Origin of the sequence: Flavobacterium chungbukense, assembly GCF_020805785.1 — a bacterium.
Lineage (GTDB): Bacteria > Bacteroidota > Bacteroidia > Flavobacteriales > Flavobacteriaceae > Flavobacterium > Flavobacterium chungbukense.
On record NZ_JAJGZV010000005.1, the window covers coordinates 21,489 to 35,970 of the forward strand.

The following is a 14,482-nucleotide window of genomic DNA, read 5'->3' on the forward strand; positions in this document are numbered from 1 at the left end:
TAAAATTGAAATCTAAAAAGATTATTGATTTTAGATTTTGAAGTGAATCAAATGTTGATTTTAGATTTAGTATTGCGATCTGCAATCTAAAATCTACAATCTTAAATCACTTTAGCCTCGTTGTGTAATAAATTGATTAACTCATCTAAATTATCTGCAGAAACTAATTTTACTGCTGATTTTGGAGCTGGTTTTTCAAATTTCACTGCTTTTGTATTTACAGCTGCATCAACTGGCTCTAAAATTGTAAGCGCTTTAGTTCTTGCAGTCATAATTCCTCTCATGTTCGGAATACGTAAATCTTTTTCTTCAACAAGACCTTTTTGACCACCAATAATTAAAGGTAGAGTAGTGCTTACTGTTTCTTTTCCGCCGTCAATTTCACGAACCGCTTTTACATTATTTCCATCAACAGTTAAAGAAGTACAAGAATTTAAAAAGTTAGAACCTAAAATTCCTGCAATCATTCCAGGAACCATTCCACCATTATAATCAAGAGATTCTTTTCCTGCAATAACAAGATCGTAACCGCCGTTTTTAATTACTTCTGCTAATTGTTTTGCAACGAAAAAACCATCAGTTGGATTTGCGTTTACACGAATTGCTTCATTAGCACCAATTGCCAAAGCTTTACGCAATGTTGGTTCTGTATCTGGACCTCCAACGTTTACAACTGTTACATTTGCACCTTGTTGCTCTTGGAACCAGATAGCGCGTGTAAGACCGAATTCGTCGTTAGGATTAATTACATATTGTACGCCGGCTGTATCAAATTCTGAATCGCCGTTTGTAAAGTTAATTTTTGAAGTAGTATCAGGCACATGGCTGATGCAAACTAGTATTTTCATAAGTATATATTTTGAATTTATAATATGCTTTTACAAATTTAGAATATTATTTGGAATAATTATACTATGCATGCATAATATTTTTTAAAACTATTACGATTTCGCAAATTGTGTAGTTTTAGATGGTTTTAATCGGAAAGTAAAAATAAAAAATCATTCATTTAATCTGATTATTAGGAATTTTGCAATATTTGACGACAATTAAGGCAATTGTTTTTTGTCTGATAAATACTAAAATTTGATTTTTTACGTTTTTATGAAGGAATTTTGAAAGAACAGGAATTAAACAAATAAATTAAAGTTTGTAAAAAAAAGTTTTAAGCTGATAAGTGTGAATTGCACGTTATTATATCGTTTTCGTAAATATCACAATTAAGTTTAAAAAGTTAAAACCCAAAACGAGATTGAAGTTAGTGCGATTTTAAATTCAATTTATGCTTTTAAGTTATTTAAAATATTTATTTTTGCTCTTCAGAAAATTCAACATACAATATAAAATATGAGAACAATACAATTTAGAGAGGCCATTTGTGAAGCGATGAGCGAAGAAATGCGTCACGATGAATCCATATATTTAATGGGCGAAGAGGTTGCAGAATACAATGGAGCATACAAAGCTTCAAAAGGAATGCTTGCTGAGTTTGGAGAAAAAAGAGTAATCGATACTCCAATTGCTGAGCTTGGTTTTACAGGAATTGCAGTAGGTTCTGCAATGAATGGTAACCGACCAATTGTAGAATATATGACTTTCAACTTCTGTTTAGTTGGTATTGATCAAATTATAAATAACGCTGCTAAAATGCGTCAAATGACAGGTGGACAATTTAATGTGCCTATCGTTTTCCGCGGACCAACAGCTTCTGCTGGTCAATTAGGAGCAACTCACTCTCAAGCTTTAGAAAACTGGTTTGCTAATACTCCAGGTCTTAAAGTGGTTGTGCCTTCAACACCTTACGATGCAAAAGGACTTTTAAAATCTGCAATTCGTGATAATGATCCAGTTATTTTTATGGAATCTGAGCAAATGTATGGTGATAAAGGTGAAGTGCCAGACGGAGAATACACTATTCCATTAGGAGTTGCTGACATCAAACGTGAAGGAACAGATGTAACTATTGTTTCTTTCGGAAAAATCATCAAAGAAGCTTTTATCGCTGCTGATGAATTAGCTAAAGAAGGAATTTCTTGTGAAATTATCGACTTAAGAACTGTTCGTCCTATGGATAAAGATGCGATTCTTAAATCTGTTAAAAAAACAAACCGTTTAGTAATTCTTGAAGAAGCTTGGCCATTTGCAAGTATTTCTTCTGAAATTACTTATATCGTTCAAGAGCAAGCTTTTGACTTCCTTGATGCGCCAATTCAACGTATTACAACTGCAGATACTCCAGCGCCTTACTCGCCAGTATTACTAAAAGACTGGTTGCCAAATGCTGGTGATGTAGTAAAAGCAGTTAAAAAAGTATTATACAAATAATACATATTTAAAATACTCACAAAACTTCATCATTCATAGTTAATTGATGAAGTTTTTTTTTGTCCAGACAATGAAAAGAATAATTTTACTCAGCCTATTTTTTGTATTCGCATTTGCGACTATTGCTACTGCACAAACGAAAGTGAGTGGAATTGTTTTGGACAAGTCTAATCAACCAATACCTTTTGCAAATGTTGTTTTTAAAGGTTCAAATATTGGAATTGTTTCTAATGAAGACGGTCGTTTTTACTTAGAATCGCCAAATACGTATACGGCTTTAATTGTTACTTCGGCAGGATTTTCAGATAAAGAAATTCCCTTAGAAAAAGCAGTTAATTATAATTTCAAAATTGTTTTAGGTGAAGCCGAAGCATTGAATGAAGTTGTAATTTTTACAGGAAAGACTTCTAAAAAGAACAATCCAGCATTAGATATTTTGAGAAAAATATGGGAAAGAAAGCGTAAAAACGGACTTTACCAATTCAATCAATATCAAATGCAGAAGTATGAAAAAGTAGAGTTTGACATGAATACTATTGATAGTGCCTTCATGAAAAACAAACTTTTCAAAGGAATGGAATTTGTCTTCAATCATGTTGATACTTCAGATGTTACGGGAAAAACATATCTTCCAATTTTCATTAACGAATCTGTTTATGATGTTTACGGAGATAATAAATTAAAGAAGGTAAAAGAAAACTTGACAGGAAATAAAATGTCTGGTTTTAATGGAAATCAGCAGATTTTATCTTTCGTAAAAGACCTTTATTCAGATTATAATATTTACGACAATCACCTTAAATTTTTTGATAAAAGTTTTACAAGTCCGCTTTCTAAAACCGGAATCGACGTCTATAATTATGTCTTAAAAGACAGTGCGTATATCGACAAAAAATGGTGTTTTAATATTGTTTTTTATCCAAGACGTAAAAACGAATTAACTTTTAAAGGAGATTTTTGGGTTAACGATACCACTTTTGCCATCAAGAAAATTAATATGGGCGTTACTAAAAGTGCCAATATTAACTGGGTAAAAGATATTTATATCGAACAGGAGTTTGAAGTAGAAAACGATTCAGTTTTCCTTTTAACGCGCGATTATATGATGTCTGATTTTGCTTTAAATAAAAAAGAAAAATCAAAAGGAGTTTACGGAAAACGAACGACACTGTATCGTAATCATAAATTCAATATTCAGAAACCTGATAAATTTTATAAGGAAGAAGTCAATTTTATAGATAATGCCGTCTATGATCGACCGCCTGAATTCTGGGAAGAAAATCGTTTTGAAAAACTAAATAAAGACGAAGCGGGTATTTATAAAATGCTCGATACATTGCAAACCGTCAAGCGATTTAAGCAGCTGTATAATCTCGTCTCCATTTTAGGCAGTGGTTATGTCGAATTTAAAAACTTCGATTACGGACCAATTTTCTCTACTTTTGGTTATAATGAAGTAGAAGGTTTGCGATTGAGAGTTGGAGGAAGAACATATTTCGGTCCAAATGATCCTTGGCGTATACAAGCTTATACGGCTTATGGATTTGATGATAATAAATTCAAATACGGAGTTTCTGGAAAATGGATGGTCGATAAGAAAAATCGAGTTATTATCTCTGGAGGAAATAGGCGTGATATCGAACAAATTGGAGCTAGCTTAACCACAACAAATGACGTCTTGGGACGAAGTTTTGCATCTTCCGCTTTATTCACTACGGGAAGTAATGGAAAGCTAACCAACATTAATTTGAGTAACGTTTCTGTTGAAATGGAAGTCAAAAAGAACTTTGTAGTTTCGGCAGGACTTTCATATCGAACGTTAGAATCGGCGTCAAAAACTTTTAGCTTAGATTATTATACGACTTTGCCAAGCGCTACAAATCCTACGGGAGTTATAAAAAGTGATGTAAAACAGTCCGAAGCAAATATTCAGTTTGAGTATATGCCAAACCGAAAAACCATTGGTTATGGTGTTGAAAGAGATTTAGTTGATAGTCCTTTTAGTCATTTCTTTGTTAATTTTAGTTACGGTCTAAAAGGAGTTATGGACAGTGATTTTGCTTACGAAAAAATTCAGATCTTTTACAAACAACCTATTATAATCGGACCTTTAGGAAGATCTAATATTATTTTGGAAACAGGAAAAACTTTCGGAACAATTCCGTTAGGTTTAATGAGTGTGATTCCGGGTAACCAGACTTATTTTACAATTGAAAATACGTTTAGTAACTTGAATTTCTACGAGTTCGTTACCGATCAATATACAACTTTGCAATGGAATCATGATTTTGGTGGAAGATTGTTCGCTAGAATTCCATTTATGAGAAAATTGAATTGGAGAGAATTTATTGGAGTTAGAGCAGTTCATGGAACTATTTCTGATGCTAACCGTGCCATTAATGCTTCGGGATTGCCATATAATGCTCCAGAAAAAGTGTATTGGGAATATAACGCTGGAATTGGAAATATATTCAAAGTTTTCCGTCTTGATTTTTCATGGAGAGGAAACTATTTAGATATGCCAGATGCACATAAATTTGCCATAAAAGGATCTTTCGGGTTTTATTTCTAGTTAGAAAAGGCACAAAGATTCAAAATTACAAAGTCGCAAAGGTTTATATTCTTTGCGACTTTTTTTATACTTATTTTTTTTCACGCAGATTTTGCAGATTTAAGCAGATTTATTTTTACAATTTTAAATTATTTAATCTGCGTTTATCAGCTTAAATCTGTAAAATCTGCGTGAAACCAAAACTATCATTTACTAAATACTTTTTTATTTAATTTTGAAATAGATTTAAAAACGAAAGTAATGCAAGAAGCTATCGATTTCTTAACCAATAAAAATTCCATATTTCGGGAAATAATCGAAAAGTATGGATTGCCGCCCATTCCAAAGCGTCCGCAGGGTTTTGAAACTTTAGTGTTATTAATTCTGGAACAGCAAGTTTCTATCGATTCGGCGAAAGCTACATTTTTAAAAATAAAATCGTATACCACTTGCAATCCTGAGACAATGGCTGTTCTTTCAGATGAAGAATTTAGAAATCTCGGAGTAAGCCGTCAAAAAACAAAATATATTAAGATTTTAGCAGAGGCAATTTTAAGTAAAGAATTAGATATTGAAAGTTTAGCTTTAAAATCTGCAAAGCAAGTTCGAGAAGAACTAATTAAACTAAAAGGTATCGGAAATTGGACTATTGATATCTATTTAATGTTCTGTCTTGAAGAGTCCGATTTAATTCCGTTGGGAGATATTGCAGTAATTAATACCATAAAAGAATTGCTTGATATTCATGATAAGCAAGAAATGCAAATTCATGCTGAACAATGGAGTCCGTATCGATCTTATGCAACTTATTTGCTCTGGCATTATTACCTCAAGAAAAGAAATCGAACAATAACTTATTAAATGCTTGTTTTTTAAACTCTAATGCGGATAATTTAACCTTGTTTTTTATTGTAAAACTGGATTCTTTAGTTATTTTTGCAACCGAAATTATAGAAACAATAAAAAACGAAAATGACCGCAGACAAATTAACGACTTTCGATGTATTAATCGAAATACCAAGAGGAAGCAGAAATAAATACGAGTACGATTTTGAAATTAAAAGAATGCGTTTCGACAGAATGTTATTCTCTTCAATGATGTACCCAGCAGATTACGGATTTATTCCAGAAACTTTAGCTCTTGATGGTGATCCTCTTGATGTATTGGTTTTAATAAACGAACCAACTTTTCCTGGATGTGTTATTGAAGTAAAACCAATTGGTGTTTTCCATATGGCAGATGATAAAGGACCAGACGAAAAAATCATTTGTGTACCAGTTTCAGATCCAATCTGGAATTCATTAAATGACCTTTCAGATATTAATGGACACTTATTGAAAGAAATCGAGCATTTCTTCCAAGTATACAAAGATCTTGAAAACAAGCAAGTAGATGTTGAAGGTTGGGGAGACGTTAACGAGGCATTCGCAATTATTGCAGAATGTACAAAACGTTTTAACGATATTGAAAATAAACCAGAGGGATTATTTAGTATTAAATAATTTATACCCTTTTCTATTATAAAAAAAGCAATACTGCCGTCAGGAGTATTGCTTTTTTGTTTAAATTCGTTTCAGTTAGATTGTTGACTATTAACCAAAACCATTAAAATATTATGAATGCATTTATGATTTACCTGCCAATTGTTATGGCAGTTTTAGGATTATTCTTCATGGGAATAAAAAGGACTTGGGTTTTAAAACAAGACGCTGGAGACGGTAAGATGAAAGAGATTTCAGATTACATTTACGAAGGAGCCTTAGCCTTTCTAAAAGCAGAATATAAATTACTAACCATTTTCGTAATTATTGCCAGTTTAGCTTTGGCAGGAATTACATTTATTCCAGGAGTTAAAACACATTTATTAATCGTAATTGCCTTTATTTTTGGTGCTTTATTTTCAGCTTATGCTGGAAATATTGGGATGAAAATAGCAACTAAAACAAACGTAAGAACAACTCAGGCTGCTCGTACAAGTTTACCGCAAGCGTTAAAAGTTTCTTTTGGAGGAGGAACAGTTATGGGTTTAGGCGTTGCAGGTTTAGCCGTTTTGGGTCTAACATCATTCTTTATTATTTTCTTTCATTTATTTTCTGACGGAGTTTGGAAAGATACCGAGACTATGACGGTTGTTTTAGAGACCTTAGCGGGCTTTTCGTTAGGAGCAGAATCAATCGCTTTATTTGCTAGAGTTGGAGGTGGAATTTACACAAAAGCCGCTGACGTTGGAGCCGATTTAGTGGGTAAAGTAGAAGCTGGAATTCCAGAAGATGATCCTCGTAATCCAGCAACAATTGCAGATAATGTTGGAGACAATGTTGGAGACGTTGCAGGTATGGGCGCTGACTTATTTGGTTCTTATGTAGCAACGGTTTTAGCCGCAATGGTGCTTGGAAACTATGTCATAAAAGATATGGGCGGAAATATTAATGATGCTTTTGGCGGGATTGGTCCAATTTTACTTCCAATGGCAATTGCTGGTTTCGGAATTATATTCTCGATTATAGGAACACTTTTAGTGAAAATTTCAGACGATAATGCAAAAGAAGCGCAAGTGCAAAAAGCATTAAATATTGGAAACTGGGCTTCTATCTTATTAACGGCTGTCGCTTGTTTCTTCTTAGTACAATATATGCTTCCAGAAACCATGCAGATGAGTTTTTTTGGTGAAGGATCAAAAGCCATTTCCTCAATGCGTGTTTTTTATGCAACTTTAGTCGGATTGGTTGTTGGTGGAGCTATTTCATCAGTAACAGAATATTATACAGGATTAGGGACAAAACCCGTTTTGGCAATTGTTCAAAAATCTTCAACAGGAGCAGGAACAAACGTTATTGCAGGTTTAGCAACAGGAATGATTTCTACATTTCCAACAGTAATTTTATTTGCTGTAGCAATCTGGATTTCTTATGCTTTGGCAGGGTTTTATGGGGTTGCATTAGCGGCTTCTGCAATGATGGCAACAACTGCGATGCAATTAGCAATAGATGCTTTTGGACCAATCTCTGATAACGCTGGAGGAATCGCAGAAATGAGCGAATTACCAAAAGAAGTTCGTACCAGAACCGATATTTTAGATTCAGTAGGAAATACAACTGCAGCAACCGGAAAAGGATTTGCAATTGCTTCTGCAGCTTTAACTTCTTTAGCTTTATTTGCTGCGTATGTAACGTTTACTGGAATTGACGGTATTAATATTTTTAAAGCGCCAGTTTTAGCAATGTTATTTGTCGGTGGAATGATTCCTGTGGTTTTCTCCGCTTTAGCGATGAATTCTGTTGGAAAAGCAGCGATGGATATGGTGTACGAAGTGCGTCGTCAGTTCAAGGAAATTCCTGGAATTATGGAAGGAACAGGAAAACCTGAATATGGAAAATGTGTTGAAATTTCTACAAAAGCCGCTTTACGCGAAATGATGCTTCCAGGAATTTTGACAATTGGATTTCCTATTTTAATTGTTCTTTTAGGCAAATTAGTCTACTCCGATAATAATCAGTTGATTGCTGAAATGCTAGGAGGTTATATGGCTGGAGTTACCGTTTCTGGTGTACTTTGGGCAGTTTTTCAAAACAATGCTGGAGGTGCTTGGGATAATGCTAAAAAGTCTTTTGAAGCTGGAGTTATGATCAATGGTGAAATGACTTATAAAGGTTCTGATGCACATAAAGCTGCCGTAACAGGTGATACAGTTGGAGATCCATTTAAAGATACATCTGGACCTTCAATGAACATTTTAATCAAATTAACTTGTTTGATAGGATTGGTAATTGCGCCAATTTTGGGTGAAGGAAAAACACCTTCTGATATTGCAGGAAAAACTTCTTGCTGTGCTAAAACAGAATTACATGCAGGAGGAGTTTCTAAATGTGGCGATCTGTCTAAAATAACAAAAGAAGAATGTATTAAAATGTGTAAAGAAAAAGGCTGTTCTCCAGAAGAAACGGCTAAATGTTTAGCTCACTTTGATGAAAATGGAAAACCTTATCAAAAAACAGATTGTTTTGATACCAGCAAATATGAGAAAAAATCTGTTCGTGTTGAGGTTAAAAATATAAACGGCAAAGCTACGGGAACGATTACCAAAACTGAAAATGGTAAAACTACTACAGAAGTTTATGAAGGAACTGAAGAAGAAGTTCAAGCAAAAATTAACGCTGCACAATAAAATAACTTTTTAAAGATTAAATTTTGATAAAGTTTCTTAAAACAAAAATGCCTCTAAATAATTTTAGAGGCATTTTTTTATTTCGTGTAAATCTGTGTAATTCGTGTTTTAAAACAAACCGTTTAATTCAGCATCAATTCTATTAATGATGTCTCCTAAATCTTCAGGATTGTCAACAAAATTAATATTGTCAACATCAATAATCAATAATTTTCCTTTAGCATAAGTCTGAATCCACGCTTCGTATCTTTCGTTCAAACGGCTTAAATAATCGATAGAAATCGAGTTCTCATATTCGCGTCCGCGTTTATGAATTTGCCCTACTAAATTTGGAATAGAGCTTCTTAAATAAATCAACAAATCTGGAGCTTTTACCAACGATTCCATCAATTCAAAAAGAGAAGTATAGTTCTCAAAATCACGACTTGTCATTAATCCCATTGCATATAAGTTCGGAGCGAAAATATGCGCATCTTCATAAATCGTTCTGTCTTGAATGATTTTTTTACCGCTTTCACGGATTTGCTGCACTTGACGAAAACGGCTGTTCAGGAAATAAATTTGAAGATTAAATGACCAGCGCTCCATTTGATGGTAAAAATCATCTAAGTACGGATTATCAACTACATCTTCATAATGAGGTTCCCATTTGAAATGTTTCGCTAATAATTTGGTCAGAGTAGTCTTTCCTGCGCCTATGTTTCCTGCTATTGCTATGTGCATTACGGTGTTACGATTTTATAATTTGATATATCTGTAGTTGTAAAAATAGATAAAATTTGGTCTTTGTAATAAAAATTGTCAAAGGTTTTTTCTAAAATTTTAATCTCAGAAACCGTGCTTGGATTTGATTTGTCAATTCCCCTAAAAAACAATAAATTATCTTTAGCAAAAAGATATTCTGAAGAACTAACAATTGCAATTTTATCAAAATCAGCTATTTTGCCTAATAAACTTATTTTTCCAAAAATATCACAAGAGTACCAGTTGTTTTTTTTATCAATCCAAATGAAAGTATTAAAGTCAGTTTGATAATATTTAATAGGCTCTGTTAATGGTATGGAAACGGTCTTGTATTCGTTTTTTAAATAATCAAAAAGACTAATTTGTTGATTTAAAGTGTTATAAATCCAAATCTGATTTTGCGTTGACATTCCGATTGCTGTAACTACAATTGGTGTTGGATTTTGAGAGAAATTAATTTCAGTCATTTTATTTAGCTGATTATCTAATAAAACAACACTATTAAAATCTTCGTAAAACAATACTATTTTTAATGGATTTTGTAAATCGACTTTGGTAATTTTTCCTAAAGAAACATTTTTATACTCAAAAAGTTCGCTGTCTTTTACTTTGCTAAAAACATTGTTTTTAATTTGATAAGAATATCCAAATGCATCAAAGCCTAAAAATTCATCTGAGTTATTTTTAAAATGCGAAAGTAAAGTAGGGCTTATGCTTGAATTCTGGGCAGAAACCGCATTTATAGTGCAGAAAATAAGAAAAGAAAATATAAGCTTTTGCACTTTTTTAGACATTAGAAAATGGATTTATAAGAGTACCAAATTACAAAAAACCTTTATTAGAAAATCAATTTTGACGCTTAAACCTTTTTTTATTCTAATAGTCTAAAAAATAGTCGGTTCTATCTATATCCTTTAGCAGTTAATATATTTAATTTTTAGGATTTTAAAATTAGTAATACATTTGAATGTAAGTTTTCTCGGATTTACTCACTTTAAAGAAAATGAAATGAAGAAATTATTTTTTTATATGACATTGATGCTTGTTTCTCTACAAATTCAGGCTCAAAAAGATTTTCAAGGAATGGCTGTTTATGAGTCAAAAACGCAGGCGCCAAAGTTTGAAGGAATGCGCGGAAACAGAGACATTACCCCAGAAATGCAGAAAAGCATGGAAGAGCGTATGAAAAAAATGCTCGAAAAAACGTTCGTTTTAAACTTTGATAAATCGGCCTCTATTTATAAAGAAGAAGAAAAATTAGAAGCGCCAGGTCAACAGCAAGGTGGTTTTCGTGTAATGTTTGGTTCATTAACAGGCGGTGGCGGAACGTTTTATAAAGATGTTAAAACAAAATCGTATACAGTTGATAAAGAATTTATGGGCAAGGAATTTCTTGTTGTCGATTCTCTGCCAAAATTAAATTGGAAATTAGAACAAGAAACGAAACAAATCGGCGGTTATAATTGTTATAAAGCAACTGCAGTAAAAGTAGCTAGTAAATCCGATTTCAGAAATTTCAGGCCTAAAAACAACGACGATAAGAAAGATGAAGCGAAAAAAACTTCTGGAGATACCAAAACCAATTTTACAGACAATTTTGAAATTCCAAAGGAAATCGTGGTAACCGCTTGGTACACTCCCGAAATTCCGGTTAATCAAGGGCCAGAAAATTATTGGGGACTTCCTGGTTTAATTTTAGAAATTAACGATGGAACAACAACTATTTTATGTTCTAAAGTAGTTTTGAACGCAAAAGATAAAGTAGAAATAAAACCTTCTAAGAAAGGAAAAGTAATTTCTCAGAAAGAATATGACGAGACGGTTATTAAAAAATTGGAGGAATTTAGAGAGATGAATCGTGGCCGTGCTGGTGGACCGCCACCAATGGGAAGATAAAATTCTAAAATTTCAAAGTTTAAATGCCAAACTCCAATATTCTGATAATGAATAAAACGCTTTTTATTTTTGCCTTACTTTTTACTTCTTTATGCTTTTCTCAAAGTGTTCGTTTTGATGGTTTTATTCGAGATGAACAAAAAAATCCATTGGAAATGGCCAATATTATGGCGATTAACAATGGTACAAAAGCTATGGATTCTTACGGAATTACCAACGATAAAGGAAAGTTTCAGCTGACCTTAAAACCAAATACGGCTTATACGATTAAGGTTAGTTATCTCGGAATGAAATCTAAAGAAATTCCGGTTGCCACAAAATCTGAAAACATGACCCAAAATATTGTTTTAGATGGCGCAGGAATTGAGCTTGAAGGTGTTGAAATTGTTCGTGAAATGCCTGTTTCAATCAAAGGAGATACAATTGTTTACAATGCTGATTCTTTTAAATCTGGAACAGAAAAGAAGTTAGAAGATGTTTTGAAAAAACTTCCAGGTGTCGAGGTAAATGCTGATGGAGAAATTGAGGTAGAAGGAAAAAAAGTGAGTAAATTGATGGTGGAAGGCAAAGATTTTTTTGATGGAGATACCAAATTAGGGGTCAAAAATATTCCTGCAGATGCTATTGATAAAATTCAGGTTTTACGAAATTACAATGAAGTAAGCCAACTAAAAGGCCTTGAGAACGATCAGGATAATGTGGCAATGAACATTAAATTGAAGGAAGGTAAAAAGAACTTTTGGTTTGGAGATGTAACGGCAGGAATTGGTGTTGCAGAATTGGATAGCCGCTACATCATTAACCCGAAGCTATTTTATTACAGTCCGAAATACAGTATCAATTTAATTACCAATTTTAATAATATTGGTGAATTGCCGTTGACTGCACAAGATTATTTTAAGTTTACAGGCGGATTTAAAAATATGATGAAAAAAGGAGGAAGCAGCTTTAATGTATCTTCTAACGATTTAGGAATTTCGCTGCTTCGAAATAATCGAGCAAAAGAAATTGAAACCAAATTTGGTGCAACAAACTTTGCTTATTCGGTCAATAAAGCTTGGAATTTAAGCGGTTTTGGAATTCTTTCTACCTCAAAAACACAATTAGAAACCAAATCGCAGACTACCATTTTGGATTCTGGCAATAAGGACAATCGTAACGAAAATACGAGCCAGAAAAATAATTTGGGACTTTTTAAGTTAAGTTCAACTTACAAGCCCAATGACAAATTTCAGTTTGATTATGATATCTTAACCAAATTGACTAAACAAGAAGAATATTCAGATTTGTTTAGAGAACAGATTGTGAAGAATGTCGCCACTTCAGAAGATATTTTTACAACTAAAAAGCAAGATCCGACTTCTGTTAATCAGAATTTGAGTTTGTATTATACCCAAAGCGCTAAAAATATCTTTGCTTTTGAAATGCAGCACTTATATCAGGACGAAAATCCGTTTTATAATGCCAATCTGCAGACAGCTCCTTTTGATGAGGATGTTTTATCAGGGTTTACTCCAAATCAAAATAGAAATGATTACAATCAGAATCGTTTTGTAAAAACTAATAAGTTGGATGCAAAATTGGATTACTATTATATGGTAACGCCAAAAAGTAATTTCAATATTACATTAGGAAATACGTATTCTTATCAAAATTTCAATTCTCATATTTTTCAGATGTTAGATAATGGAGATAGAAACGATCTGAATGATCCCCAAAACAATAATGATGTAGATTACAGATTTAATGATGCTTTCGTAGGTTTCCATTATAAAATACTCACAGGAAAATTTACGTTGACACCAGGTGTAAGTCTGCATACTTATCAAATGGCGAACGGACAGCTAGGAACAGATTATTCTCAAAATTTCACTAAAATACTGCCAGATTTCTTTGCTTTATATCAAATCAAAAAATCAGAGACATTGACATATAATTTCTCTTTAACAAATGATTTTACCGATATTAATCAGCTGGCAGCGGGTTATGTTTTGTCTAATTACAGTAGTTTATTTAGAGGAAATCGTTATTTGGAAAATGCAACTTCACAGGTTCATTCGCTTCGTTATTTCAAGTACAATATGTTCAATTTTGAAAATATTTTTGCCAATGCAACTTATACAAGAAAAGTGGATGCCATTAAAACGAAAGCAGATTTTGATGGAATTAATCAGTCTTCGGTTCCTTATAATTCCAATTTAGCCGATGAAACTTTTTCTGGAATGGGAGCTTACGGACGTTCATTTTTGAAAAACTATAAAGCTTCTGTAAATGGAAGTGTAAACTGGTCAAAATTCAACAACATTCAAGATAACGAACAAAGAACAACAGAAAGTTTTGTACAGAGTTATACAGTAAGGGCTTCGACAAATTACAAAAAACTGCCAAATATTGAATTTGGATACAACCTTTTGATTAATAAATATAGTGGTTCTACTTTTTACACCGATAAACCTTTTGCAAGATTGGATTACTATTTTTTAGATAGTTTTTCTTTTGTATCTGAGTACGAATTTTATCATTATTACAATGGAGATAAATCGGTTGATAATGAATATGATTTCTTAAGTGCCAGTTTAATCTATCAAAAGAAAAATAGTAAATGGGAATACAAATTGGCGGCAACCAATTTATTAAATACAAGATATCTTAACGATGATAACTTTACGCAATTCTCTACAAGAGTTTCGCAATATACAGTTCAGCCTCGTTATATTATCTTTTCAATGAAATACAATTTATAAGACATTTGGCTGATTTTTGAAATAAAGACATATGATTTTGGAATGAATGGAATATC

General features: G+C 32.8%; 10 protein-coding genes. 7 read left to right on the plus strand and 3 right to left on the minus strand.

The window, feature by feature from the left end:
* Nucleotides 1-101: 101 nt before the first annotated feature.
* Nucleotides 102-848 (minus strand): electron transfer flavoprotein subunit beta/FixA family protein, encoded by a 747-nt coding sequence (locus LL966_RS15605; protein ID WP_229354541.1) that lies wholly within the window; start codon nucleotides 846-848, stop codon nucleotides 102-104.
* A 499-nt stretch (nucleotides 849-1,347) separates the two neighbouring features.
* On the opposite strand from LL966_RS15605, the gene LL966_RS15610 reads away from it, so the two are divergent.
* The 5 genes from LL966_RS15610 to LL966_RS15630 all read left to right on the plus strand — a co-directional run bounded on the left by LL966_RS15610 (nucleotide 1,348) and on the right by LL966_RS15630 (nucleotide 9,042).
* Nucleotides 1,348-2,325 (plus strand): pyruvate dehydrogenase complex E1 component subunit beta, encoded by a 978-nt coding sequence (locus LL966_RS15610; protein ID WP_071636151.1) that lies wholly within the window; start codon nucleotides 1,348-1,350, stop codon nucleotides 2,323-2,325.
* Nucleotides 2,326-2,395: 70 nt separating this feature from the next.
* Nucleotides 2,396-4,897, plus strand: coding sequence for a DUF5686 and carboxypeptidase-like regulatory domain-containing protein (locus LL966_RS15615; protein ID WP_229354542.1), 2,502 nt, complete (start codon nucleotides 2,396-2,398; stop codon nucleotides 4,895-4,897).
* A 240-nt stretch (nucleotides 4,898-5,137) separates the two neighbouring features.
* Complete coding sequence (locus LL966_RS15620; RefSeq protein ID WP_229354543.1) at nucleotides 5,138-5,737, plus strand: DNA-3-methyladenine glycosylase family protein; 600 nt, start codon at nucleotides 5,138-5,140, stop codon at nucleotides 5,735-5,737.
* 111 nt (nucleotides 5,738-5,848) lie between these two features.
* Nucleotides 5,849-6,379 (plus strand): inorganic diphosphatase, encoded by a 531-nt coding sequence (locus LL966_RS15625; protein ID WP_026983866.1) that lies wholly within the window; start codon nucleotides 5,849-5,851, stop codon nucleotides 6,377-6,379.
* A gap of 113 nt (nucleotides 6,380-6,492) precedes the next feature.
* Nucleotides 6,493-9,042 carry a sodium-translocating pyrophosphatase gene (locus LL966_RS15630; RefSeq protein WP_229354544.1) on the plus strand — a complete coding sequence of 850 codons (2,550 nt, stop codon included), beginning with the start codon at nucleotides 6,493-6,495 and terminating at the stop codon, nucleotides 9,040-9,042.
* A 108-nt stretch (nucleotides 9,043-9,150) separates the two neighbouring features.
* Here the strand turns inward: LL966_RS15630 and LL966_RS15635 are convergent, their stop codons facing one another.
* Both LL966_RS15635 and LL966_RS15640 read right to left on the minus strand, forming a co-directional pair.
* A complete protein-coding gene (locus LL966_RS15635; protein ID WP_229354545.1) occupies nucleotides 9,151-9,765 on the minus strand; it encodes a deoxynucleoside kinase in 615 nt (204 codons plus the stop codon).
* Nucleotides 9,765-10,580: a hypothetical protein gene (locus tag LL966_RS15640; RefSeq protein ID WP_229354546.1), complete on the minus strand. Its 816-nt coding sequence runs from the start codon at nucleotides 10,578-10,580 to the stop codon at nucleotides 9,765-9,767. The genes LL966_RS15635 and LL966_RS15640 overlap by 1 nt, the downstream gene beginning before the upstream one ends.
* Before the next feature lie 214 nt (nucleotides 10,581-10,794).
* Here LL966_RS15640 and LL966_RS15645 point away from each other — a divergent pair, with 214 nt between their 5' ends.
* A complete protein-coding gene (locus tag LL966_RS15645) occupies nucleotides 10,795-11,682 on the plus strand; it encodes a GLPGLI family protein (RefSeq protein WP_229354548.1) in 888 nt (295 codons plus the stop codon).
* A gap of 47 nt (nucleotides 11,683-11,729) precedes the next feature.
* Nucleotides 11,730-14,426, plus strand: coding sequence for a carboxypeptidase-like regulatory domain-containing protein (locus LL966_RS15650; RefSeq protein WP_229354549.1), 2,697 nt, complete (start codon nucleotides 11,730-11,732; stop codon nucleotides 14,424-14,426).
* The last annotated feature ends 56 nt before the right edge of the window (nucleotides 14,427-14,482 follow it).